The sequence below is a fragment of the Hymenobacter sp. HSC-4F20 genome (assembly GCF_019599275.1).
GTDB lineage: Bacteria > Bacteroidota > Bacteroidia > Cytophagales > Hymenobacteraceae > Hymenobacter.
The window spans coordinates 371,771-395,373 of sequence record NZ_JAHZTD010000002.1; the positions used below are offsets into that span (position 1 = coordinate 371,771).

17 protein-coding genes are annotated in these 23,603 nt (G+C 58.2%); 6 read left to right on the forward strand and 11 right to left on the reverse strand.

Annotated elements, in window-relative coordinates; genetic code table 11:
- Nucleotides 1-392: 392 nt before the first annotated feature.
- From K3G63_RS11325 to rsfS, 7 genes are all read right to left on the reverse strand, one after another.
- Nucleotides 393-3,020 (reverse strand): S8 family serine peptidase, encoded by a 2,628-nt coding sequence (locus tag K3G63_RS11325; protein ID WP_220614239.1) that lies wholly within the window; start codon nt 3,018-3,020, stop codon nt 393-395.
- 203 nt (nt 3,021-3,223) lie between these two features.
- Nucleotides 3,224-4,387 (reverse strand): zinc-dependent alcohol dehydrogenase, encoded by a 1,164-nt coding sequence (locus K3G63_RS11330; RefSeq protein WP_220614240.1) that lies wholly within the window; start codon nt 4,385-4,387, stop codon nt 3,224-3,226.
- Between the two features lie 190 nt (nt 4,388-4,577).
- The gene (locus K3G63_RS11335) at nt 4,578-5,450 is read right to left on the reverse strand and encodes a hypothetical protein (protein ID WP_220614241.1); all 873 of its coding nucleotides are present in this window, start codon (nt 5,448-5,450) and stop codon (nt 4,578-4,580) included.
- 49 nt (nt 5,451-5,499) lie between these two features.
- Nucleotides 5,500-6,288 (reverse strand): UDP-2,3-diacylglucosamine diphosphatase, encoded by a 789-nt coding sequence (locus K3G63_RS11340; protein ID WP_220614242.1) that lies wholly within the window; start codon nt 6,286-6,288, stop codon nt 5,500-5,502.
- Entirely contained in the window at nt 6,263-6,925 is a 663-nt protein-coding gene (locus tag K3G63_RS11345; protein WP_220614243.1) for an LUD domain-containing protein, read from the reverse strand. Before K3G63_RS11345 ends, K3G63_RS11340 begins: the two co-directional genes overlap by 26 nt.
- A gap of 575 nt (nt 6,926-7,500) precedes the next feature.
- Nucleotides 7,501-9,615: an ATP-dependent zinc metalloprotease FtsH gene (gene ftsH / locus K3G63_RS11350; RefSeq protein WP_220614244.1), complete on the reverse strand. Its 2,115-nt coding sequence runs from the start codon at nt 9,613-9,615 to the stop codon at nt 7,501-7,503.
- A 99-nt stretch (nt 9,616-9,714) separates the two neighbouring features.
- The gene (rsfS, locus tag K3G63_RS11355; protein ID WP_220614245.1) at nt 9,715-10,110 is read right to left on the reverse strand and encodes a ribosome silencing factor; all 396 of its coding nucleotides are present in this window, start codon (nt 10,108-10,110) and stop codon (nt 9,715-9,717) included.
- 15 nt (nt 10,111-10,125) lie between these two features.
- Here rsfS and K3G63_RS11360 point away from each other — a divergent pair, with 15 nt between their 5' ends.
- The 5 genes from K3G63_RS11360 to rlmB all read left to right on the forward strand — a co-directional run bounded on the left by K3G63_RS11360 (nt 10,126) and on the right by rlmB (nt 17,141).
- Nucleotides 10,126-10,914 carry a biotin--[acetyl-CoA-carboxylase] ligase gene (locus K3G63_RS11360; RefSeq protein ID WP_220614246.1) on the forward strand — a complete coding sequence of 263 codons (789 nt, stop codon included), beginning with the start codon at nt 10,126-10,128 and terminating at the stop codon, nt 10,912-10,914.
- Between the two features lie 347 nt (nt 10,915-11,261).
- On the forward strand, nt 11,262-11,717 hold the full coding sequence (locus K3G63_RS11365; protein WP_220614247.1) for a T9SS type A sorting domain-containing protein: 456 nt from the start codon (nt 11,262-11,264) through the stop codon (nt 11,715-11,717).
- Nucleotides 11,718-11,933: 216 nt separating this feature from the next.
- Nucleotides 11,934-14,924, forward strand: a complete 2,991-nt coding sequence (locus tag K3G63_RS11370; protein ID WP_220614248.1) for a protein O-mannosyl-transferase family — start codon at nt 11,934-11,936, stop codon at nt 14,922-14,924.
- Between the two features lie 106 nt (nt 14,925-15,030).
- The gene (locus K3G63_RS23055; protein WP_220614249.1) at nt 15,031-16,245 is read left to right on the forward strand and encodes a GWxTD domain-containing protein; all 1,215 of its coding nucleotides are present in this window, start codon (nt 15,031-15,033) and stop codon (nt 16,243-16,245) included.
- Nucleotides 16,209-17,141 carry a 23S rRNA (guanosine(2251)-2'-O)-methyltransferase RlmB gene (gene rlmB, locus K3G63_RS11380; protein WP_310794580.1) on the forward strand — a complete coding sequence of 311 codons (933 nt, stop codon included), beginning with the start codon at nt 16,209-16,211 and terminating at the stop codon, nt 17,139-17,141. The genes K3G63_RS23055 and rlmB overlap by 37 nt, the downstream gene beginning before the upstream one ends.
- A gap of 86 nt (nt 17,142-17,227) precedes the next feature.
- On the opposite strand, the gene K3G63_RS11385 is transcribed toward rlmB, so the two are convergent.
- Together K3G63_RS11385 and K3G63_RS11390 are read right to left on the reverse strand one after the other, a co-directional pair.
- Entirely contained in the window at nt 17,228-18,355 is a 1,128-nt protein-coding gene (locus K3G63_RS11385; protein WP_220614250.1) for a mannose-1-phosphate guanylyltransferase, read from the reverse strand.
- A gap of 364 nt (nt 18,356-18,719) precedes the next feature.
- Nucleotides 18,720-19,697: a KpsF/GutQ family sugar-phosphate isomerase gene (locus tag K3G63_RS11390; protein WP_259404422.1), complete on the reverse strand. Its 978-nt coding sequence runs from the start codon at nt 19,695-19,697 to the stop codon at nt 18,720-18,722.
- Between the two features lie 175 nt (nt 19,698-19,872).
- Between K3G63_RS11390 and recQ the strand changes: the two genes are divergently transcribed.
- Nucleotides 19,873-22,071, forward strand: coding sequence for a DNA helicase RecQ (gene recQ / locus K3G63_RS11395; RefSeq protein ID WP_220614252.1), 2,199 nt, complete (start codon nt 19,873-19,875; stop codon nt 22,069-22,071).
- Nucleotides 22,072-22,170: 99 nt separating this feature from the next.
- Here recQ and K3G63_RS11400 read toward each other — a convergent pair whose 3' ends face one another.
- The gene (locus tag K3G63_RS11400) at nt 22,171-22,899 is read right to left on the reverse strand and encodes a GNAT family N-acetyltransferase (RefSeq protein WP_220614253.1); all 729 of its coding nucleotides are present in this window, start codon (nt 22,897-22,899) and stop codon (nt 22,171-22,173) included.
- 104 nt (nt 22,900-23,003) lie between these two features.
- Nucleotides 23,004-23,426, reverse strand: a complete 423-nt coding sequence (locus K3G63_RS11405; RefSeq protein ID WP_220614254.1) for a BrxA/BrxB family bacilliredoxin — start codon at nt 23,424-23,426, stop codon at nt 23,004-23,006.
- Nucleotides 23,427-23,603 lie beyond the last annotated feature (177 nt).

The window sequence follows — 23,603 nt, forward strand, 5'->3', positions numbered from 1 at the left end:
AAAGCCCCGGCTCCTCAAAGAGCCGGGGCTTTTTGTTGCGCCTGCCCCACCCGGGCGCCACGGAAGGGGGCTGCTACTGGAGTAGAACTTGTAGCCGTTGCGCCTCGTGCACTGTTGCATAGCAGTGCGATAGAGGCGCAGCCGCCAGCGACCATACACCAAGCTAAAGCGTTGCGCAGCAACTCTCTGACCTTGCTGATTTCCCCTAGCAAAAGGGCTGCAGACTGACCCTGGCAGATTAGGTGCAGCCTTTGGCTGCTACCGGCAAGCGCGCCGCAGGATCTGGCCAAGTGGCTACTTGTATTGCTACCTATCGGCAAGTGTTCGAGGAAGTCAGCCACCACCCGGCAGCAGACAACCAGCAGGCACGCTAAGATGGGGGTGGCGCCCCCTTACAGTATCACAAGGCGGCGAGTTACTTCCGCGCCGCCTACCGGGCTGATGCGCAACAGGAATGTGCCTTTGCCCAGCGTGTGCGTGTCCTGGGATTGAATAACGCCATTGTCAGTGGTGCGCTCTAGGCGGAGGCGGCCCGTCAGATCGAATACGCGCAGGTGCAAAGGCTGGTCGCGGGGGCCGACGATGGTGAGCGGTTCGCCGGCGGGCACGGGCACGGGGTACACCAACACCTCAGCGACGGAGGGCACCAAAAATACTTCCTCTACAGAACTGTACAGCTCCCGGCCGGTGGTCAGCACTAAGCGGACCCGGTATTCGGCCCGCCCTGGCACGGCGCTGGCATCCAGAAGAGTCAGGCTGGTGGTGCGCACGGGACTGATGGTTTGTACGGATTGAAAACTACCATCCGGAGCTTTGCGCTCTAGTACCAAGCGTTGTACTTGATAGGTAGTGCCCAAGATCAGGTCCAGACGCACGGTATCAGTGACCAACTGCCGGGGCAAGAAAGAGCGGACATAGCACCCATAGGCGGCCTGCGTTACATCAGTCGTGCTGCCCCGCTCCCCTACCCGACCAGCTATGATGGGGGCCACGGCAAAGTAGCGGGTAGCCGCCTCTGCCGCGCTCAGCACCAGGGCGGTATCGGAAAGCTGACGGAAAGGCTGCAAGTGAGTGGCACCTAATTGGTATACCTGATAGCCCGTGGCACCGGGCACCCGCGCCCAGGTCAGCAGTGTTTCCTCCGGGCAGCTGTAGCCTACCTGCAGGGCCAAGGGCCGCGCTACAAAAAACGCGTCGGACTCCACGGGGCCAGTGCTGGTTTGCAGGCGCAGCTGCGCAACTTCGGTTACGTCGGGGGGGGTCCAGCGAAAACCTTGCTGCGCCAGGTTTACCGAAGCAGCCAGGGCAGTCCAGGCCGATTGGCCCAGAGCACGGTACTCCAGCCGGGCCGCCGTGGCGGGCCCCGCCCACTGCCACCGCAGCAACGCCGACTCTGCGGCGCGCAGGTTGCGCGCTGCCGTAGGGTGCACCCAGCTAAGGCCTGCTTCAAACTCGTAGACCAGGCTGAATGCCTGGGGCCCTTGGCTCACGTTGTATCCGCGTACCCGCAGTTCGTAGGTCCCGGCTGCGGGTAGGTCGAGGGTAATCTGCTCGGCATTGTCGCGGTGGTTGGCCCGGCGACGAGCGGGTAGCGCGAGGGAATCGAGGTGAGGAAACGCGCTGAGCGTCCAGGGAAGCCACTGCTGCCCGTCGGCCGGCCGGGTCAATGTCAGGTCGAGGTCATTGATTAGGGTAGTAGCAGCATTGGCGGCGGCCTCGGGGTCAGTCCAGGCCAGGGTAGCTTTCAGCCGGTGCGTGCCTGCCGGTACGGTAATCCTGAATACTTGCTCCTGTCCCTGAGTGGCGGTACTTTCTATAAACCGGTGTTCCAGGATGGTTTGCACCGCCCCCAAGGCGTCCGCCTGCCCGTAGCCAGCTACAAAGTCTACGTTAGGCTGGCCGGTATCATCGGCCGCATTAAACAAAGCCGCCTTAACCAGCGCCACTGGGGGTAGCCTACCCTGCTCGTCGCGGTAAGCCTGTTGCACAAGCAGGCTACTCCCTGACACCAGCGCGGCAGCGTCGGAGGTACCGCCGTCACCATAGGCTACCAGCTCCGGTTTAATGCGCCCATCGGCAGCAGGGCCGCGGGAGCTAAGTAAGGCTGTCTGCCCTAGCGCGTCGGTGGCTCCCACGCTCAGCGTATTCTTGGAGTTTTTAAACTGCCCGGTCAGGTTGGCTACCCCGGCCAAGCCGCTGTAGGGGCCGGCCGGCGCAGGCTGATTGCCCGAATTGCCGGCTGAGAATACGTGGAGAAGCACGGGGGTTTGCCGCACCTGCTGGTCGTAGGCGCGGGCTTCCAGGCCGTAAAAGTTTTCTACCGCTACCCCATACGAGTGATTCTGTACGGAAACACCCTGGCCGGCCAGGGTGGCTGCCTCATCGGGCAGCAGGTTGTCGTAGCTGGCTTGCGCGATGCGCGCCTGCCAAGCCGCTCCCTTGCCCGTGGGGGCCGAGTTGCCGCCGCCCGCAATGAGCGTGGCCATGATAGTGGAGTGAGAGTTCAGCAGCTGGGCCTGGGGGTCGGGGTTCACTAGCCGGCCCTTGAAGTCGATGTCGTTGATGTCCAGCGGGCTTTCCTTTACCGATACCGTCAGGCCCTGGCCCGTGAGCTGGGGGTAGCGCGCGTGCACCGTCGTCACCTTGTTGGCCGTGAGGTCGGCGCCGCTGAGCTGGCGCTCGGGCCGGGCCATGCGGTCGGCTACTTCTACGAAGCTGACCCAGGAGCACTGCACCAGCTCAGCCGCCGTCAGCCCGCGCACCTGCCAAAGGCCAGCCCGGCGCGGCTCCCGGGCTGCCACGGCCCGGGGGTGCTGCTGGATGAGCCAGCGCTGAAAAGCCGCCTCATCGGTTACGCTAACCCGCAGCACCTGCCCCGCTCGGTTTGCTTCCAGACCCGGCGCCACTCGGGCTGCGGTTCGGGCCGGAGTTGTTTGCGCTACGCCCTGCGTGGTGCCGGCTACAGTTGCCGCAAGTAGCAGTACAGGAAGAGAGACGCGGCAGAAAGCGGCAGCAGACATAGCAAGTAGTTGGTTGTGGGAAGAACAGCGGGAGCGGGAGCAACGAGCACAGTCGTCTCTTTCAAATGTAGGCAGAAATTGACCTGCAAAACATTCTTCGTTTTCGGGCTGAAACTGCGTAAAAAGGATCAACTTACCCCTGAAACGCCACAAAAAAGGGCCGGCAAATAGCCGGCCCTTTGCTCTGTGTAGCTGCTACCACCTTAGGGCTTAAGCACTACTTTTACGCAGTTGTCTTTCTTGTTGCGGAAAATATCGTAGCCGTGGGCTGCCTCCGACAGGGGTAGGCGGTGGGTGATAATGTCGTCGAGCACCACTTTGCCCTCGATGACGTACTGCAGCAGCTTGTCGATGTGCTTATGGGCGGGCGCCTGGCCCCCACGAATTGTAATGCCTTTGTCGAAGAACTGGTGCAGGGGGAAGTTATCGAAGGGGGAGCTGTACACGCCCAGCACCGTGACCACGCCGCCGCGACGCACGGCGCTCATGCAGGCTTCCAGCACTTTAGGCGAACCTTTTTCCAGGTTTACTACTGCCTTGGCCCGGTCCAGCAGGTCCCGGTCGGGCTCGAAGCCCACGCATTCCACGCACACATCGGCCCCGCGGCCTTCGCTCATCTCCCGAATCTGCTCAATTACATCTTTGCGATTTTCCCACAAAATGGTTTCGCAGTTGGTAACGCGCTTGGCTTTGTCGAGGCGGTACTGCTGGGTATCGATAACAACCACCCGGGCCGCGCCGCGCAGCCACGCCGATTTGGCGGCCATAATGCCTACCGGCCCTGATCCGAAAATGGCAACAAACTCGCCACCTTTCACGTCGGCCCAATCGATGCCGGAATAGCCCGTAGGGAAAATATCGGTCAGGAACAGGGCCTGCTCGTCGGTAAGGCTGTCGGGAATAACGCGGGGGCCGAAGTCGGCGTAAGGCACGCGCACGTACTCCGCCTGGCCGCCGTTGTAGCCGCCGTAAATATCAGTGTAACCAAACAAGGCGCCCCCTTTCTCAGTCATAAGGCCACCCTCGGGCCCGTAGTGCTCGGGGTTGGAGTTTTCGCAGTGGCCGGGTAGCTGATGGTTACAGAAGTAGCAGGTGCCGCAGGCCACGGGAAAGGGTACCACTACCCGGTCGCCAACTTTCAATTTGCCTTTGGCGCCTTTGCCTACCTCTTCCACGATGCCCATAAACTCGTGGCCAAGCACCATGGGCCGGGGCTGCGGAATGCTGCCGTTATAAATATGCAGGTCGGAGCCGCAAATGGCAGTGCTCGTTACGCGAATAATTGCGTCGCGCGCGTCTTCAATCTTCGGATCGTCTACGGTATCGACGCGCACGTCCTTCATCCCGTGATACACGAGTGCTTTCATAACTGGGGGTTGTGGAGTAGAAAGAACCAGGGCCAGCCGCGGCTAGCTCTCTTTCTCATAACGCCCAGCCTGTTGTCGAGGTTATAGCCGCTCTTTCTAGCTCGCTTCCTACTTTACTCGGTTTCGAATCACTGGGGCCCAACAAACGGGCATTCCGATTACGCTTCCTTATTCGGGTAGCTACAAATGACTATATTTTATACACTTGCACGCCCGCTGCCGTCAACACGTAGGCGTACTGCTCGCCGACTAATACCTGTTGTCCTCTTGTGACCGGTAGGGGTAGCAGGCGATCCGCGAGCGTGTATAAGTGCAGAAAATGTACTCCATCGGGTGCTAAGTAGTAGAGTTCGTCGCCGCGGAAACCTACGTAGCTCAGGCCCGGCAGCGGCAGCTTCTTACGGTAGTTGCCCAGGTTGTCGAACACGTAAATGCCACTGCTGCGGTCGACGAGGTAGAGGTTGTTCTGGTACTCGCGCAGAAACCGGAAGTCGGGGCGGCTGCGGCCGATGAGCAAGTCCAGGGGGGTAGTAATGGTGAAGCGCTTTTGGCCCTGGTCAAACTGCCGCAGGGTCAGGTCCGATTCGTTGAGCAGCCAATACCGGTCGTCGGGCGCCAGCGTCAGCACCCGCACCTGGCCGTCCAGGTAGTCCGGCCAGCGCAGCTCGGCCAAGGGGGCCAGAAACCGGTCCAGCACTACGGCCTGCTGACGGTCGTCGTAAAACACCAGGACTTTGGCGGTATTCCAGGCTTCTATCTGCGCCGTATGCCCGGGCAGCGGCGGCGAAAATGTGTTGAGCGGCTGCCCGTCGGGGCCGTATTGATGCAGGTTGTTTTGGGCGTCGGTTACGTACAAGTTGCCGCGGCGGTCGAGGGAGGCGGGGCCCGGCTGAGCCAAGGCAATGGTGCGTACCAGCACCCACGCGCCGGCCGGAGCCTCCGGATCGGTGGGCACAGTCACTACGGGCGCGGCCTGGGAAGCCGGAGCTATAGAACCGGCGGCGGGAGCCGTAGTTTGGGCGCGGGCTGCCCCCGGAAGTGAGAAAAAAGAGCTGAGGAGCAAGAAACCAGTTACTACCTGATTCTTGGTTTTCGGCTCTATTATCTCACTTCTATTTCCCCTGCTCAAAATGCTGTAAGGCCAGCTCATTTCCATCATACACGCCGTAGGAGCAATAATTGACCCACTCGCCCAGGTTTACGTAGCGGCTGCCGGCAGTTACCTCCACATTCAGCGGCAGGTGGCGGTGCCCGAATACGTAGTACTCGTGGGGAAACTCGCGCTGCACCTGGCGACAGTAGGTTAGCAGCCACTCGTCCTCACCAAAATACTGCTCGTCGGCGGCCCCGTTTTGCAGGCGACTGTGGCGGCTCCAGCGGTTGGCAATACCAATACCTAGGTTGGGGTGCAGCCGCGCGAACAGCCACTGCGCCACGGGCGAGGCAAACACCCGCTTCAATACTTTGTAGGTGTGGTCGCCGGGGCCCAGGCCGTCGCCATGGCCGATGTGGAACCGGTGTTTTCCAATTTGCTGACTTACCGCCTGGCGTAGTACCGGAATATTCAGCTCCTGGGTGAAGTAGTCGAACATCCACATATCGTGGTTGCCCGTGAAAAACGTTACGGGCAGGCCCGCGTCGGTTAGCTCCGCCAGCTTGCCTTGCAGCCGAATGAAGCCGCGCGGAATAGCGTGCCGGTACTCAAACCAAAAGTCGAATATGTCGCCTAGCAGGTAGATAGCCGCTGCATCCTGGGCCGCCATATCCAGCCAGCGTACAATGCGCCGTTCCCGCTCCAGGGAACGGGCGGCATCGGGGGCACCCAGGTGAAAATCAGAAGCGAAGTAGACGCGGCGGCCCGGGGGCAGCGCGAGGTCAGGCAGTTGCGGCGGGCGCGTCATCCAGTAAAAACAACACGATGCTGCGCGGGCCGTGAGCACCGAGCACCAGCGTTTTTTCAATATCCGCCGTGCGACTGGGCCCGGTGGTCAGGGACATCATGGAGGGTAGCTTGTCGGAGCCGTATTTCTGCTGCAGCAGCTTTAGCGCGTCGCCAATATCAGCCACTACCTGCGAGGTGCGGGCCACCACTAAGTGCTGATCGGGGTAGATGCTGAGGCGGCGGCCGCTGGCCGTGGCCGCGGACACCAGCACGCTGCCGGTGCGGGCCACCAACGCTTCACAACTGGTCAGGCCAGCATCAGCCTGAGCCCGGAAGCCGGTTTCATCACCCTGGAACACAAGGTTACCTTCGTGCAACAGCTTCTTCAGCTCCGGCTCCCACACGTAGAGGTACTCCAACTCCTTTTCCTTTTTATAGGTAAAGAGTTGATCGTAGAAGTGCTCTACCGACTCGCAGTAATAAAATACTCCCCCCACGCGCACGAAGCTTTGCGCAAATGCCACAGCTAGGTCGTCGCCGGAGGCAGGACCTGGGTGCAGAGGGGCCGTAAAATCGGGGCGAGTTGGCTGGGTCGCCGGCTGCCGTAACGACTCCCGAATGCGGCGCAGGATAAGGTCACGCGAAGTATCCGCCATAAGAGTAAAGGTATAAGGATTACGCAAAAGTTTGCCGGCTTAGCCCCAGCCGCCCAGCCCAGGTTTACCAACCCAGCGGTACTGTACTAATTGTAGTACGATAGAAAACTATGTCATAGGGGATTGTCTATATAAGGCCCCTTGTGCTAATAATGCGCCTCAGCACTGCAAACTTCCTACCCTAGCTCACTGCTAAATAGCACTACAGGAAGGTGGCTAATACCTGGCATCCTTTTCGTATTTCTCGAGGTAAAAACGGTATTTATGAGCACCTTAACTTCGGGAGCAGGTTTATTGACGGACGCGCAGCTTCAGCACTCCCGGCAAGCCACGGAAGCTGATTTTGAGCAGTGGCTCATGGAACTGCTTCCGAGGGTGCGAGCCGCTATTGCGCAACACGGTTTTGAAAAGGGGCAACACCTACCAGCTTTCCAGCACTTCTTGCAACAGCGCTTCCCTGTTTCAGCTTAAGCCATCGGACGCAGGGCCCTCTATTTCTGACCACTACCTAAAAAACGCCGCCCGGCCTCTCACGTTAGAGAAACCGGGCGGTGCTGGTGCTAAGGCGTGCTGTGTTATACAGGGGTAACGGCGGAGCCAGTAGGCTCCGTGGTGGAACCGGCCGTATCAGTGCCTTTGTCCACGCCGGGCAGGTTCAGGTCGGGCAAGTCGTTGCCGAGCGGTACGCCCGGGTGCTCCTGCTTCCGCTCACTGAGCGTTTCGCTCCGGTCCGTACCCGACATATGGGCTTGGTACGTGGTCTGGCTGTCGAAGGGGCGTTTACCAACGAGGCGCTCCAAGTCATCCTGCAGCAGGATTTCCTTTTCCAACAACTCCTTGGCTACCACCTCTAGCTCATGCCGGCGCTCCGTCAGTAGCTCTTTGGTCCGGATGTACGCCTGCTCGATGATGGCGCGCACTTCCTCATCAATCATCTGTGAGGTAGCTTCGGAGTAAGGCTTCGTGAAACCGTACTCGTTCTGGCCTTTCGAATCGTAGAACGAGACATTGCCGAGTTTGGCGTTCATGCCGTACATCGTTACGATGCTATAGGCTACCTTGGTAATCCGCTCCAAGTCTGAGAGGGCACCGGTCGAAATCTTACCGAACACCAGCTCCTCCGCCGCGCGGCCACCCAGCGTCATGCACATTTCGTCCATGAGCTGCTCGGTGTTGTAAAGGAATTGCTCGCGGGGCAGATACTGCGCGTAGCCGAGCGCCGCTACCCCGCGGGGCACGATGCTCACCTTTACCAACGGATCGGCGTGCTCCAGGAACCAACCGGCAATAGCATGGCCTGCTTCGTGGTAGGCCACAATCTTTTTCTCGCCGGGGCTGATGATCTTGTTCTTCTTCTCCAAGCCCCCGATTACCCGGTCTACAGCATCAGTGAAGTCCTGCATGGTCACCATCTTCTTGTCGCGGCGGGCGGCAATCAGGGCGGCTTCGTTGCAGACGTTGGCAATTTCGGCACCGGCAAAGCCAGGCGTCTGAGCGGCCAGCTTCTTGGCCTCTACATCGGGGCCCAACGTCAGCGGCTTCAAGTGCACGTTGAAGATCTGGGTTCGGCCGTTAATGTCCGGCTTGTCGATGCTGATCTGACGGTCGAAACGACCCGGACGCAGCAGGGCCGAGTCTAGCGTATCGGGGCGGTTGGTAGCGGCCAGGATGATAACTCCCGAATCGGTACCGAAGCCGTCCATTTCTACCAGCAGGGAGTTCAAGGTGTTTTCCCGCTCGTCGTTACCGCCGGGCACGTTACCACGGGAGCGGCTACGGCCAATAGCATCAATTTCGTCGATGAAGATGATACACGGGGCCTTGGCTTTGGCTTGCTTAAACAAGTCACGCACACGAGCTGCGCCTACCCCCACGAACATCTCCACAAAGTCGGAACCCGACAGGGAGAAGAACGGCACATCAGCCTCGCCAGCTACGGCTTTCGCCAGCAGGGTCTTACCCGTACCGGGAGGACCTACCAGCAGCGCACCTTTCGGAATTTTACCACCGAGGATCGTGAACTTCGAAGGGTTCTTCAGAAACTCCACGATTTCCTGCACTTCTTCCTTAGCTTCTTCTAGGCCGGCTACATCCTTAAAGGTGATTTTCACCTTGTCGCCACCTTCAAACAAGGCCGCCCGAGACTTCCCAATGTTGAAGATTTGACCGCCAGGCCCGCCCGCTCCGCTCATGCGACGCATCAGGAACCAGAAGCCTACGAACAATAAAATCATGAAGCCCCAGGTCGTGACGTACTCACTGTAGCCAGTGCGGTCCACAATCTTGAGGCCTACTTGGCGGTCGGCGGGCAGAGTAGCCTGCACCCGGTCCAAGTCGGCTTTAAAAGTTTTGCCATCTACTACCCGGAAGCCATACTGAGCACCTTGGTCTACTGAAAGTGGGCCACGGCGCTTCAGCTCCGCGTCGTAAGGTGCTTTCTTCGTCGCATCGGGCGTCAAGGATACTTCCACCAGCTTGTCGTTCACAAGAGTAATATCGCGCACGTCGCCGGCGGTGAGCATCTGCTCAAAGCGCTTCTGGGTTATATCAATCAGCGGGTTGCTGCGCGAGAGGTACACCATCCCGAGGATGAGCACCACCAGGCCCGTCAGCACCCACAGCTGCATCCCGGGCCGGGGCGCGGGAGTAGGCAGCATAGGTTTTTTCTTTTTGGGCGTCGTATCAGACATGAATTGAGGTTGCTAAAACAAGAAACAAAGGCGCAACACGCCACTCGAGAGTTTGTTGGCGCATCCGCCAGTATTTTGTAAGACGCCGATGGCCCGGTTTTACCTTACCGTTGCGGGAGTTTCTTCTTCCTCCACGTAGGTAATGTCGGCGTCGCCCCACAGCTCTTCCAGGCCGTAGAACTGGCGCCGGTCGCGCAGGAAGATGTGTACTACCACGTCTACGTAGTCGAGTAGCACCCACTCCCGGTTCATGCGCCCTTCGGTTTGCCAAGGGTTCTGGCCAGTAAGCTTTTCTACCTCCTCTTCTACCGAGCGGGCAATAGCGTCAATTTGTGTATCTGAAGAAGCCGAGCAGATTATAAAATAATCGGCCACGGCATTTTTAAGGTCTTTAAGATTGAGTACCACGATATCGGCTGCCTTCTTTTCTTGCATGCCGCGCACTACTACATCTGCCAACTTGTCCGAATCCTGCCGAACCAGGGTACTTTTCATGGGGTATTGTTAGGTTTGAACGTCACAAAGTACGAAAAACAGGTGGAGGCTATATACCCCCAAACGCTCTTCACGGGCCAACAGCTTGTCTGGCTGCCCGAATGCCCCTCGACGAACACCGAGGCACAGCAACTGGCTGTCCAAAACCGGGCCACGGATGGTTGCTGCGTAATTACCGACAAACAGACCGCCGGCCGGGGCCAACGGGGCAACCAGTGGGAAGCCGCGCCCGGCGAAAACCTGACGCTGTCAGTGGTCTGGCGCCCAACTTTTCTGGCGGCTACCGACCAGTTTCTGCTCAGCCAAGCCGTAGCCTTGGCCGTACATGACTGGCTGACAACCTTGCTTGGCCCCGACCCGGCGCTACGGGTTAAGTGGCCAAACGATATTTTCTTCGGTAGTCAGAAGCTAGGAGGCATTCTGATTGAGAACACACTTAGCGGCGCGAAGATTCAGCATAGCATCGTAGGAATTGGATTAAATATTAATCAGCAACAGTTTGGGGTGCCTACGGCTACTTCTCTGAGCCGCCTAACAAATCGGGTCTACATGCTCCCAACCCTGGCCGCTCGGCTGCTGGAGAGCCTGGAGCGGCGCTACCTGCAGCTGCGGGCGGGTAAAATCAGCCAGCTGCGCACAGAGTATCTACGGGTGCTGTACCGCTTTCAGGAAGAACACGAGTATGAATCTGCCGGCCAGCGTTTTCGGGGACAAATAGTGGGGGTAGATGAGGCCGGGCGCTTAGCAGTTGCCAGCCGGGGCCACCTGCATTATTTTGACTTAAAGCAGATTCGCTACCTATAAGTACCTCTGGCAGCAGATACCGAGCTGCGAGAGCAGTAACGCCGCCAAGCGTAAATAGCCCACGCCCTCTACCCTGGTTGCGTGAAGGTCAAGCAGTAATTCTATACAATTTTAGTATCTTCACCTTCAACTATTTACTGACAGGTAGCGTAAGTTTACTTAAACTGCGTGCAACCTTCTATTCCACCAGAGCATCTGGCTGACAAGCTTGCTCTGGAAACAAGGCATGGTAGTTGTTTTTCTGGCTGGTGGCCGCAGCTGCTGCCGCTTTGTCTAGTTTAAGACAATCGTATTACCTGACACTCCCGCCTGGCTTGTCTGGGCGCCCCAACCATCGTCTGAATGTCATGAAATTTACTACGCGCTTTTTCCCTGTACTGCTGCTGCTACTGTGGCAACTGCCGCTGCTAGCCGCCACAGTCCGGCTAAAAACTACTGCCAGCACCGCTCGCCTAACCACCGTGAAGCCATGGCAACAGGTAAATCCGGGCGCACCTACTCCAACGACGTCGTTATCGTCGTCGGTAGCAGCCAAAATGCTGGCTCCTGCCCTGTCGGTTTACCCAAACCCGTCGCGGGGGCTGATTACGGTTTCGGTAGGTCAGAAACTGTCTTGGGGCGACTACAAGCTGCGCCTGAGCAACATCATCGGGCGGGAAGTGCGGAGTGTGCTGCTGCGCCCCGAAGCCGCCGATGGCGGCATGAGCCTAAACTTATCGGACCTGCCGCCTGGTATGTATTTCTACAGCTTAGTGCAGAACGACAAGGTTGTTTCTACCAAACGGTTGGTATTGCAGAACTAAGTTTTCTTTATCGTCAGTACGCAAAGCAGCCTGCCCCCAGGCTGCTTTTTTTGTATCCCTGAGCGGAGCCGGCCAAAAACTGGCGAACCAGGCGCAACCTCGCTGCCGCCTCTCGCTACTTATTCTCTACTTTTGATCTTTCACTGATTTCTTTCCGGACCTAAAACCCCGTCGTTCAGCAGCGGGCTGGCCGTGGTCAGCCTCACTTTATTTCCTATGCGGAGTTACAAAAGCCTGAATAACCTAGTTGGGTGGCTGGTATTTGCCCTTGCCACCCTCACCTACCTACTCACCCTGGAGCCCACGGCCTCGTTCTGGGACTGCGGCGAGTTCATTGCCTGCTCCTACAAGCTGCTGGTGCCCCACCCACCCGGCGCCCCTACCTTCCTGCTGCTGGGCCGGCTGTTTTCCTTGCTTTCCTTTGGCGATTTAACCAAAGTATCGGTGCTGGTAAACGCATTGTCGGCGCTCAGCTCCTCGTTTACGGTGCTCTTCCTGTTCTGGATTATCACCATGCTGGCCAAAAAGCTGGTGCTGCACCGGCCCGGTATGCACGACGACCGGAACCTGGAGCCTACCCCCGGCCAGACCCTGCTGATTCTGGGAGCCGGCGCGGTAGGCGCCCTAGCCTACGCCTTTTCCGATTCGTTCTGGTTTAATGCCGTGGAGGCGGAGGTGTACGCCATGTCGTCGTTGTGCACGGCGGCGGTGGTGTGGCTCATGCTGAAGTGGGAAAACCGCGCTGATGAGGCCGATTCGGACCGGTGGCTGGTGCTCATTGCCTACGTCATCGGCCTCAGCATTGGAGTACACTTGCTGAACCTGCTGGCTATTCCGGCCCTGGGCTTCATTTACTACTACCGCCGCACCCAGAACCCCACTACCACGGGCGGCATCATCACGCTGGTGGTGAGCAGCGTAATTGTGGGCCTGATTCTGGCGGGCATCATTCCCGGCTTGCCTACCCTGGCCGGCGCTTTCGAGGTGTTCTTCATCAACACGTTCGGTCTGCCCTTTAACACCGGGCTGGTAATTTTCCTGCTAGTGTTCGTGGGCCTGCTGTGGTTTGGCTTCCGGCAGTCGTTTCAGCGCCGCAGCCGCTTGCTCAACACCGTGATGCTGAGCTTCGTGTTCATCCTGATTGGCTACTCCAGCTACCTGATTGTGCCGATCCGCAGCTCCTACCACCCCACCATCAACGAAAACGCCCCCGAAGATGTGTTGTCCTTCGTGAGCTACCTGAAGCGGGAGCAGTACGGCGACCGGCCCCTGCTCTACGGGCCGCAGTTTAATGCCCAGCCCATCGGCCAGGAAGACGGCGCCCCGCGCTACGTGCGCCAGGGCGACCGGTACGTGGTGGCCGAGTACCGCCCCGAGATTCAGTATGCCCCGGAGGATAAGATGCTGCTGCCCCGCCTCTACAGCAACGACCCGCTCCACCTCTACAACTACAAGAAGTGGGTGGATATCCAGGACGGCCAGAAGCCCACTATGGGCCAGAACCTGTCCTTCCTGTTCAAGTACCAGATGGGCCACATGTTCTGGCGCTACTTCATGTGGAACTACGTGGGCCGCGAAGGCGACATTCAGCAGTCGGGCATTCTGTGGGGTAGCCGCGCCGGCGCGGGCCTACCCGAGCGCATCGCCGACAGCCCCGCTCGCAACGCCTTCTTTGCCCTGCCCCTGATTCTGGGTTTGCTGGGCCTGTTTTTCCACGTGCGCCGCGACGGCCGCAATGCCTTCATTGTAGGCTTGCTGTTCCTGTTCACCGGCTTGGCCATTGTGCTCTACCTGAACCAGCCGCCCATTGAGCCCCGCGAGCGGGACTACACCTTTGCCGGCGCCACGTTTGCCTTTGCCATCTGGATTGGCCTGGGCGTGCTGGCCCTGGCTGATTTGCTGGAGAAGGTAGTGAAGTCGGAAACGGCGCGGGCCGGGGTAGTAACGCTGCTGGGCCTGGTAGTACCCGGTATCATGGTGGCGCAGGGCTGGGACGACCACGACCGCTCGGACCGCTACAACTCCGTCGATTCGGCCAAGAACTTGCTGAACTCCCTGGCCCCCAACGCCATTCTGTTCACCAACGGCGACAACGACACCTTCCCGCTCTGGTACGCTCAGGAAGTGGAAGGTGTGCGGACTGACGTACGCGTGGCCGTGCTCAGCTACCTGAACACCGACTGGTACATCGACCAGATGAAGCGCCGCTCCTACCAGTCGCAGCCGCTGCCTATTTCGATGGAGAATGCCAACTACAAGCAAGGCACCAACGACTACCTTCCCTACGCCGAGAACCCCTCGGTCAAGGAAATTGACGTGCGCCAGTTCATGCAGTTGGTGGAGCAGAACAGCCCCCTACTGCAAGTGAGCTACGGCGACGGCTCGAAGTCCCTGCTGTCATTCCCGGCCCGTAAATTCTACCTGCCCATCGACACGGCCGCCGTGGAGAAAATGGGCATCATCCCGGCTGACCGCCGCGCCCAGCTAGTGCCGCGCATGGAGTGGGAAGTGGGCAAGAGCGCCATTGAAAAGAAAAGCTTGGTGATTCTCGACATTCTGGCCACCAACAACTGGCAGCGCCCGGTGTACTTCTCGAGCACCGTGGACTCGCGCGACTTCATGGGGTTGCAGCCCTATTTCCAGCTCGATGGTATGGCCTACCGCATCCTGCCCGCCAAAGACCCGACCTACGACCCCAAAGGCGGCAGTGAGGAAGGGTACGTGGCCACGGAGCTGATGTACAATAACCTGATGAAGAAATTCGCGTTCCGGGGCCTCAACAACCCGAACATCTTCTACGACGAGAACAACCTGCGCTTCCCGGCTAACTACCGCGACAAGTTCTCGCGCCTGGCTAACGCCCTGCTTGCCCAAGGTGACAAAGCACGCGCCAAGCAAGTGCTCGACAAAGCCTTCGAAGTAATGCCCGACAAAGCCATTCCGTACGATTACTACGTGCCGCAGTTTATTCCGGCCCTGGTAGCCGTGGGCGAACAGCAGCGCGCCAACGAAATCATGGACACGATGACCGGCCGCGCCGAGCGGGCCCTGGCCTATTACAGCACCCACAACAGCGCCCTCTTCGACCAGGAATTCCAGACTTACCTGATGTCGCTGAATAGCATTGGCCGCGCCGCCGAGCAGATTGGTGACCAGCAGCGGGCTACCAAGGCCATCAGCCTGCTTCAGCAGTACTACCAGCGCTAAGCCGCACGGTTTTTGCCGCTAGGAAGCCGACTCCGGAAACGGGGCCGGCTTCTTTCGTTAGAACGCCTACCTTGAAGCCCTCCTACCTCTCTATCCTTTCCCTACTGTGAAGCCTTTTTACCTGCTGCTAGTTGTATTGTTGGGCTTGGGCAGTTCCCTCTGCCTCCAGGCTGCACCGCGCCGGGACTTTGCCACCCAGTACCGTCCGGAACGGCGCATCATTGTGGATACCCGGCGGGAAGGTGACAGCGTGCGGCTGTACCTGCGGTTTCCGAGCCGTGCACTCATCCGACGCGGCTTTCCCCTGCACGTGGCCTTGTGGGCCGATTACGATGCCAAGCGCACCATCTGGCAGGATACCGTTTGGCAGTTTACCCGTCGGTTGCGACAGGACGGCGAAGGTATCCGCTTAGACTTTTGCCTGCCAGCGCAGCGCCTGCGGGCCGGGCAGGTGCTCAGCCTGGCGGCTGGCCCGGCCGACGAGGCCGCTTCGGGCGAGGCGGCGTGGCTGCGCCTGACCCCGGAGCATCTTTCCCGCTCCTTTATCCTGACGGATTCCGTAGGCCAGCCACTGCTACGCCACTACGTGCGGGCCGGGGAGCCCTTCATGCTTGACTGCTATGGCGCCGACCTGAACGTGCACGCTTACCGCTATCCGCTCAGTTCATTGGCCGCCGCCCCGCCCATGACCAGCCCCGGGGCTATGCCTACTCAACCCCGCAAGCTGAGCGTCCAGGACTCCGTGCTGTACCGGGCGGGCAGCTTACTGCGTTTTCAGCCGGGCCTGTACTTACTACGGGTACGTGAGGGAGAGCCCCGTAGCGGCTTGCTGGTAGAGGAAAATACCTTTCCGGCCCTCACCTCTGCCGACGAGCTGATTGCCCCGCTGATTTACCTGACTACCTCCGTGGAGCGCAAAAAGCTGTTCGACGCGCCCGAGCCCAAGAAAGCTGTGGATCAATTCTGGCTGACGGTGGCCGGTAACAACCAGACTATTGCCCGCCAGTTGATTCGCACCTACTACGGCCGGGTGCAGGAAGCCAACCAGTTTTTTTCGGCGCACAAAGCCGGCTGGTTATCTGACCGGGGGCTGTTGTACCTGGTACTAGGGCCGCCGGAAAGCGTATACCGGGAGAGCGGCGAGGAGCGGTGGGTATACCGGGCCGACCAGGGTAGGGGCGGAACCTTCGTGTTCCGCGCTAAACCCAGTACCTTTGCTCCTGATAACTATGAACTGGTGCGCCGCCCCGAGTACGAACAACTCTGGTATGCCGCCGTGGAGCAATGGAGAAAAGGACGAACCGCCCGCCCCGGCCGCTAACTGAGCGCCGCCAATTTTTTGATTCCGAAAACCGCCCGGTGCCCACCCGGCGGCCGGCTCCGCGCGCCGAAGAAGGCCGCGGCGAAGGCAGCCGCTTTGAGGGCGACCGGCCAGACAAGCCGCGCTACCCTCACCGCCCGGCCCAAGACCGCAGCATCGACATGATTTTTGGGTTGCGACCCATTCTGGAAGCGCTGAACGCGGGTCGTACCCTGGACAAGATTTTCTTGCTGCGCGGCACCAAGAACTCCATGACCCAGGATATTACGGCCCTGGCTAAAACGGCCAATATCCCGGTGTCGATGGTGCCCATTGAAAAGCTCGACGGCATCACCCGCAAAAATCACCAGGGCGCAGTGGCCTACGTTTCGCCGATTGACTACATGCCCCTGGACAGCATTCTGGCCGGCTTGTACGAAGAAGGCAAAACCCCGCTGCTGCTGGTACTGGACCGTATTACCGACGTGCGCAACTTCGGTTCCATTGCCCGCAATGCCGAGTGCATGGGCGTGCATGCCATTGTGGTGCCCAGCCGGGGAGCAGCCCAGGTCAATGGCGATGCTCTAAAAACGTCAGCCGGCGCCCTCAACCTGATTCCGGTGTGCCGGGAGCCCAACCTAAAGGAAACCCTGACTTTCCTGCGCGAGTCGGGGGTGCAGATAGTGGCTTGCACGGAGAAATCGGATGCCAGTCTGGAAGCCGAAACCGTAGACCTGACCGGCCCGCTGGCCGTGCTGATGGGTAGCGAAGAGGACGGCATCAGCCCTGAGTACCTACGCCTCGCCGACCACAAGCTGCGCATTCCTATGGCCGGCCAGATCAGTTCCCTAAACGTGTCCGTTGCTAGCGGCATTATGCTCTACGAAGTGCTACGGCAGCGGTTGGTGAAGAAGTAGATAGCGGAAGAAATACTAAACCGGCCGTCGTCCTTCGCTCTGCTTAGGACGACGGCCGGTTTTTGTTCCTAGCCTTTATTCTAATCCTAATTATATCCTACCCCCTTCTTGGACTTGACGTCGGCGACAAATTCTTTTACCCGCTGCTCTTCGGTGCGCTTGCAGATAAGCAGCACGTTGTCGTACTCGGCCACGATATAGCCTTCCAGACCCTGCACTACCACCAAGCGCTCCGTGGGGGTTTTAATTACGCACTCCTTGGTGTCGTAGAGCAGGGCATTGCCATCGACTACATTCTCATCGGCGTCGTGTTGGCCCATGCGGTGCAAGGAGTCCCAGGTGCCCAGGTCGCTCCAGCCGAAGTCGGCGGGTAGCACGTACACATTATCAGCTTTTTCCATCACGCCGTAGTCGATGCTGATATTGCGGCAGCGCGTGTAAGCCCGGGAAATAAAGTCTTCCTCCTGCGCGGTGCCCAGTTCGGCCCAGCCTTCGTCGAACACCTCGGCAATATCGCTCAGATACTGGTGGAACGCATGAATAATGGCATCAGCCCGCCACACAAACAGACCCGAGTTCCACAGAAACTCGCCGCTAGCCACGAACATCTTGGCCAGCTCCAGATTTGGCTTTTCGGTGAAGGTTTTCACCTTGCGTAGGCTGCGCGGAAATACGCCATCCTCGTGGCCAGGAGTTGTCTGGACGTGCTCGGGCTGCACAGGCTCATCGATGAACTGAATGTAGCCGTAGCCTGTGTCAGGGCGGGAAGGCTGAATACCGAGCGTGATAAGCACGTTATGAGTGCAGGCACCCGCCACCGCCGTGCGAATGGCCGCCCGGAAGTTTTCCTCGTGCATCACGGCATGGTCAGCCGGCGTTACGATGATAATGGCCTCTGGGTCGCGTTGGGCAATGCGGTAGCTGGCGTAAGCAATGCAGGGGGCCGTATTGCGGCCAATGGGCTCCCCCAGAATCTGGTCGGCGGGCAGTTCCGGCAGGTGCTGGTGCACCAACTCGGTATAGTCGCGGTTGGTCACCACAAATACGTTATTGGCCGGGCAAATTCCGCGGAACCTGTCTACCGTTAGCTGGAGCATGGAGCGCCCCAGGCCCAATACATCATGAAACTGCTTGGGATGATGGGTGCGGCTAAAGGGCCAGAAACGGCTGCCAATGCCGCCGGCCATCACCACGAGGTAAGTATGCTGTTCCATCGAAGCCGAAGGTAAAGTTCACAGATAAGAGAAAGGAACGTGCTGGGTAAAAAGCCAAAGTAGGGAAATCTAACCTCTTAAAAAGAAGTCAAGCTTCTTACGGCAGGCTAATTATGTGCTAGGCCATCTTCGGGCAATGATAGCGGAATATTCTTTATATATAATAATTCTCTTAAATTATTTGATTTTACTCATCAAAACATAACATTTGCTTCCTCCATACCTCTACCTAACCCCTTGTCTGCCAGCCGTGTTGGCTTAAGCTTCTCTCTGCAAGACAGCTTACCGCGCGAAATACCAGTAATGGCTGCTGTAGCAGAGGTTGCCCGTGCGGCCACGGCACGCAAACGTTCTTGCAGATCTACTATACCAGCCCCTCGCGCAGCAAATCGTGTAAGTGAATGAAGCCCGCGAAGCGGCCGTCCTGCGTCACAATAAGCTGGGTGATGTTGCGGTCCTGCATCCGGGTTAAGGCTTCCGCGGCGAAGTCCTCTACGTCGATGGTAACCGGCGCAGGCGTCAGGATGTCGCGGGCGCGCACAAGTTGCAACCGGCCTTCAAAGGTAGTCAGCATGCGGCGCAGGTCGCCATCGGTAATAATGCCGATGAGTTCTTCCGCGTGGTTGAGCACGGCGGTAGCACCGAGGCGCTTGCCCGAAATTTCCAGGATAATATCCTTGAGTGGCGCTTCCTCGGACACCCGCGGCTGCTGATTCTGCCGGCTCAGGTCCCCTACTTTCAGGTAGAGTTGCTTACCGAGGGTGCCACCAGGGTGTAAGCGGGCGAAATCCTGGCGCGTAAACTCCCGGCTTTCCAGCAGGCACACGGCCAGAGCATCGCCCAGGGCCAGGGCGGCCGTAGTGGAGGTAGTAGGCGCCAGGTTATGGGGGCAGGCTTCGCGCTCTACGGGGGCATGCAGCACGTAGTCGGCCTGCACGGCCAGGTAGGACTCGGCGTTGCTGACCAGAGCAGCCAGCGGCACCCCCTTACGTTTGAGCAAGGGCACGAGCACTTTTATTTCGGGCGTGTCGCCGCTCTTGCTGATGGCAATAACGAAGTCCCCGGCCTGAATCATGCCCAGGTCACCGTGAATGGCATCGGCAGCGTGCATGAACAGGGCGGGCGTACCGGTGGAGTTGAAGGTAGCCACCATCTTACCGGCAATGTGGGCGCTCTTTCCAATCCCGGTTACCACTACCCTGCCCCGCAAAGAGAGAATAGCTTCTACGCATAGTGCAAAATCGGGGGTTTGGGCAATAGCCACCGCAACTCCCTGAATGGCTTCCGCTTCTTGCTGAAGCACTTTTTTTGCAAGTAAGTTGAGTTCGTTCTGCGGTTTCAATCTAAATTTGGTATTGCGTATCGGAAGCTCAGCAGTGGCGCGTTTTCGGGAATAGCCCCGAATTCTTTACTCTAACTGCTTAGTACCAAATACCATAAAATCCCTAGATTGAGTAATCAACACCATCGTGTCGTTTATCCAATCTGCCACCCCAATTGAGTAAGTGAGGATGTCCATGCCAGCCGTGAAACAACAAGTGCAGCGAGAGGCTGATTTGAAAGGCAAGTTAAAGGAAGTTTTTGGGTACGGTCAGTTTCGGGGCGTACAGGAAGACATCATTCAGAACGTTATTGCCGGCAATAACACGTTCGTCATCATGCCTACTGGCGCGGGTAAGAGCCTGTGCTATCAGCTTCCCGCGCTTGTACTGCCGGGCACGGCCATTGTGATTTCGCCCCTCATTGCCCTGATGAAAAATCAGGTCGACCAGCTCAACGCTTTTGGAGTGAATGCCCAGTTTCTGAACTCGACCCTGTCGAAGTCAGAAATGAATAAGGTGAAGAAGGATGTGATTAGCGGTGAGGTGAAGCTGCTGTACGTGGCGCCCGAAAGCCTGACCAAGGACGAAACCATCGAATTTCTCAATAAGGCCACCATCAGCTTCGTGGCTATTGACGAGGCACACTGTATTTCGGAGTGGGGCCACGATTTCCGCCCCGAGTACCGCAAAATCCGCAGCATTATTGACGGGCTGGGCGTGCAGGTGCCCATCATTGCCCTCACGGCCACCGCTACCCCCAAGGTGCAGCAGGACATCCAGAAAAACCTGCAGATGGACGATGCGTCGGTATTCAAGACCTCGTTCAACCGTACCAACCTCTACTACGAGGTGCGGCCCAAGCACAACACCAAAAAGCAACTGATCCAGTACGTAAAGCTGCGCAAGGGCCAGGCGGGTATTGTGTATTGCCTAAGCCGCAAGAAGGTAGAAGAAATTGCCGAGTTGCTGAAAGTCAACGACGTGCGGGCCCTACCCTACCACGCCGGCCTCGACCCGCACGTACGCATGGCCAACCAGGACGCTTTCCTGAACGAGGAGTGCGACGTGATTGTGGCGACCATTGCCTTCGGCATGGGCATCGACAAGCCCGACGTGCGCTTCGTGATTCACTACGACACGCCGAAGAGCATTGAAGGCTACTACCAGGAAACCGGCCGCGGCGGCCGCGACGGCCTGGAGGGCGACTGCCTGATGTTCTACAGCTACGACGACATCGTGAAGCTGGAGAAATTTAACAAGGATAAGCCCGTAACGGAGCGCGACAACTCCAAGCTGCTACTGCAGGAAATGGCCAACTACGCCGACTCGGCGGTATGCCGGCGCAAGCAGCTGCTGCACTACTTCGGGGAGCATTTCGAGAAAGACTGCGGTTTCTGCGACAACTGTAAGCACCCCAAAGAGCGGTTTGAGGCCAAGCATGAGGTAGTACTGGCTCTGAAAGCCGTGGTCCAGACCGACGAGCGGTTCGGCCTCGACCACATTGGCACCGTGCTCATGGGCATGAACAACCCGCACGTGGAAAGCTACGGCCACGATAAGCTACCCATCTACGGCGAAGGCAAAGACCACGACGCCCAATTCTGGCACTCACTCTTGCGCCAGACCCTGCTGAGTGGTTACTTGGAAAAGGACATCGAAAACTTTGGCGTGGTAAAGATTACGGCCAAAGGCATCGACTTCATTGAAAATCCGCATTCAATCAAGCTCACCAAGGACCATAACTACGAGGAAGAGGTGAAAGAAGAACAGGAACAAGAAGAAGTTCAGCAGGCCGCCGGTCACGACGAGGCCCTGTTTGACATGCTGAAGGCCCTGCGCAAGAAGGTGGCCCAGCAGAAAAACCTGCCCCCCTACGTGTTGTTTCAGGACCCGAGCCTGAAGGAAATGGCGACGACTTTCCCGACCAAAATGGATGACTTGGCCCACGTGTCGGGGGTAGGGCAAGGCAAGGCGCAGAAATTTGGCGCGCCCTTCCTGGCCCTGATTCAGAAGTACGTGGACGAGAATGACATTGTAACGGCCGCCGATGTGGTGGTGAAATCGGCCGTTAACAAGTCAAAAATCAAGATTTACATCATCCAGCAAATCGACAAGAAAATGGACCTGGAGGAAATTGCCTCCTCCAAGGGCATTGATATGCGGGAGCTGATGGAGGAAATCGAGCACATCTGCTACTCCGGCACCAAGCTCAACCTCGACTACTACATCAACGGGGTATTGGACGAGGAGCGGCAGGATGAGATTTACGACTACTTTATGACGGCTCAGACCGACAACATTGCGGTGGCCCTCAAAGAACTGGGCACCGACGACTACACCGAAGAGGATATTCGTCTCATGCGCATCAAGTTCCTGAGCGAAGTAGCGAATTAGAGCTACACTATAGAACTCAGAGACAAAGAGCCGAGAGCTTAGACTGATGTTATAACGTCAATCTAAGCTCTCGGCTCTTTGTCTCTAAGTTCTACTTTTTCACAGCCAGAGATGGTAGACGTGCTCTTCGTGTTCCTGCACAAAGCCTTCCCGCACGTAAAATCGGCAGGCGCCGTCGTTGTCGAGCTGGGTAGTAACCTGAATTCGGGGTACCAGCCAGGCCCGGGCATAGTGCAGGGCAGCTTCCACTAGTTGGGTGCCGATGCCCTGGCCGCGGTGCCCCTGGTGTACGGCCAGCAGACCAATGGTAGCGTGCGTTGGCTGGTAGCCGAGAGTAAGCAAGCCAGTAGCTTCGGGTTCGATAGTGGGCTGATAAATAAGCACCTGCCGGGCTAACTGTCCACTGATGCTGCTGCGAATCCAGTGCTCATATAGGCGCTCGTACATACCGGCCCGAAAGCCAGGGTCGAGGCGGAATCGGGAGTAATGGGCGCTCTGAATAGCTAGGTCGATAAGCCGGGGGGTTAGCTCCGAGGTAGGCCAGACATGGGGTGACCTGGGCGGGGCCACCTCCGGCACGGGGCGCGCAAACCGGGCCTTGCGGTCCGTCAGTTGGGCCCGCATAGCCCGCGCACTAGCGGCTGATTGCTCATCAGCGGGGTCAACGAGCCAGTACAGCAGCCGCCAGCCATCTTCGCGGGCCTGTTGCAAGATCTGTCGCAACTCGGGCTCCGCTACGGAATGGGCCCGCAGCCGACCCACCGGAAAGCCGAAGAACTGGCTGTCCCAGGGCAAAGGCAAAATAGAAGAGGCTGTCAGGTCTACCATAGCACGTCAAAAAGAGAGTTTACCCGCTGGTACCATAAAGCAAAACCGTTCGTGGCCTACTGCCACGAACGGTTTAACGTAGTCACTTCCAAAAGGATAGCCCTTTAGCAGTATTCTTCGAACGCGCCCTGCAGGTTATTTACAATGCGCATCAGGTCATTGCCTTCGATGTGGTAGCGCTCAATCATGTGCACCAGCTCGCCATCTTTAAACAGAGCAATGCAGGGGCTGCTCGGCGGGTAAGGCAACATATGCTCGCGGGCCTTGGCTACGGCTTCGGTTTCCATACCGGCAAATACCGTTACCAGTTTGGCGGGCTTCTTCTCGGAGCTGGAAACGGCCATCTTCAGGGCCGGACGGGCTTTGGCGGCGGCACAGCCGCACACCGAGTTTACGGCGACCAGCACCGTTCCGCTCTGCTCATTGAGCACGGTGTCAACTTCTTCGGGGGTCATCAGCTGCTCGAAGCCGGCCTCAACGAGGTCCTGACGAATCGGCGCTACCATGTATTCGGGATACGTGGCCATAGGTGAAAGCTAGGCTTTAAGGTGAACTATTTCCAACGAGCACAGCCCGACGGCAGCTCAAAATTACACAACTGCCACCGCACTGCCGCGGTTGGCGTATAGAACCGCAAATCTAGCTCGGAAGTTTATTTTCTTCCGGCTTGGTCCGGCAATTGCAGGTAGCTTTTCTCTTTCAGG

Bases quoted from the DNA above. Each gene is read 5' to 3' on its own strand.
- K3G63_RS11325 (WP_220614239.1), bottom strand. From the start codon at position 3,020: ATGTCTGCTGCCGCTTTCTGCCGCGTCTCTCTTCCTGTACTGCTACTT.
- K3G63_RS11330 (WP_220614240.1), bottom strand. From the start codon at position 4,387: ATGAAAGCACTCGTGTATCACGGGATGAAGGACGTGCGCGTCGATACC.
- K3G63_RS11340 (WP_220614242.1), bottom strand. From the start codon at position 6,288: ATGACGCGCCCGCCGCAACTGCCTGACCTCGCGCTGCCCCCGGGCCGC.
- K3G63_RS11345 (WP_220614243.1), bottom strand. From the start codon at position 6,925: ATGGCGGATACTTCGCGTGACCTTATCCTGCGCCGCATTCGGGAGTCG.
- ftsH (WP_220614244.1), bottom strand. From the start codon at position 9,615: ATGTCTGATACGACGCCCAAAAAGAAAAAACCTATGCTGCCTACTCCC.
- rsfS (WP_220614245.1), bottom strand. From the start codon at position 10,110: ATGAAAAGTACCCTGGTTCGGCAGGATTCGGACAAGTTGGCAGATGTA.
- K3G63_RS11365 (WP_220614247.1), top strand. From the start codon at position 11,262: ATGAAATTTACTACGCGCTTTTTCCCTGTACTGCTGCTGCTACTGTGG.
- K3G63_RS11370 (WP_220614248.1), top strand. From the start codon at position 11,934: ATGCGGAGTTACAAAAGCCTGAATAACCTAGTTGGGTGGCTGGTATTT.
- rlmB (WP_310794580.1), top strand. From the start codon at position 16,209: ATGGAGAAAAGGACGAACCGCCCGCCCCGGCCGCTAACTGAGCGCCGC.
- K3G63_RS11385 (WP_220614250.1), bottom strand. From the start codon at position 18,355: ATGGAACAGCATACTTACCTCGTGGTGATGGCCGGCGGCATTGGCAGC.
- recQ (WP_220614252.1), top strand. From the start codon at position 19,873: ATGCCAGCCGTGAAACAACAAGTGCAGCGAGAGGCTGATTTGAAAGGC.
- K3G63_RS11400 (WP_220614253.1), bottom strand. From the start codon at position 22,899: ATGGTAGACCTGACAGCCTCTTCTATTTTGCCTTTGCCCTGGGACAGC.
- K3G63_RS11405 (WP_220614254.1), bottom strand. From the start codon at position 23,426: ATGGCCACGTATCCCGAATACATGGTAGCGCCGATTCGTCAGGACCTC.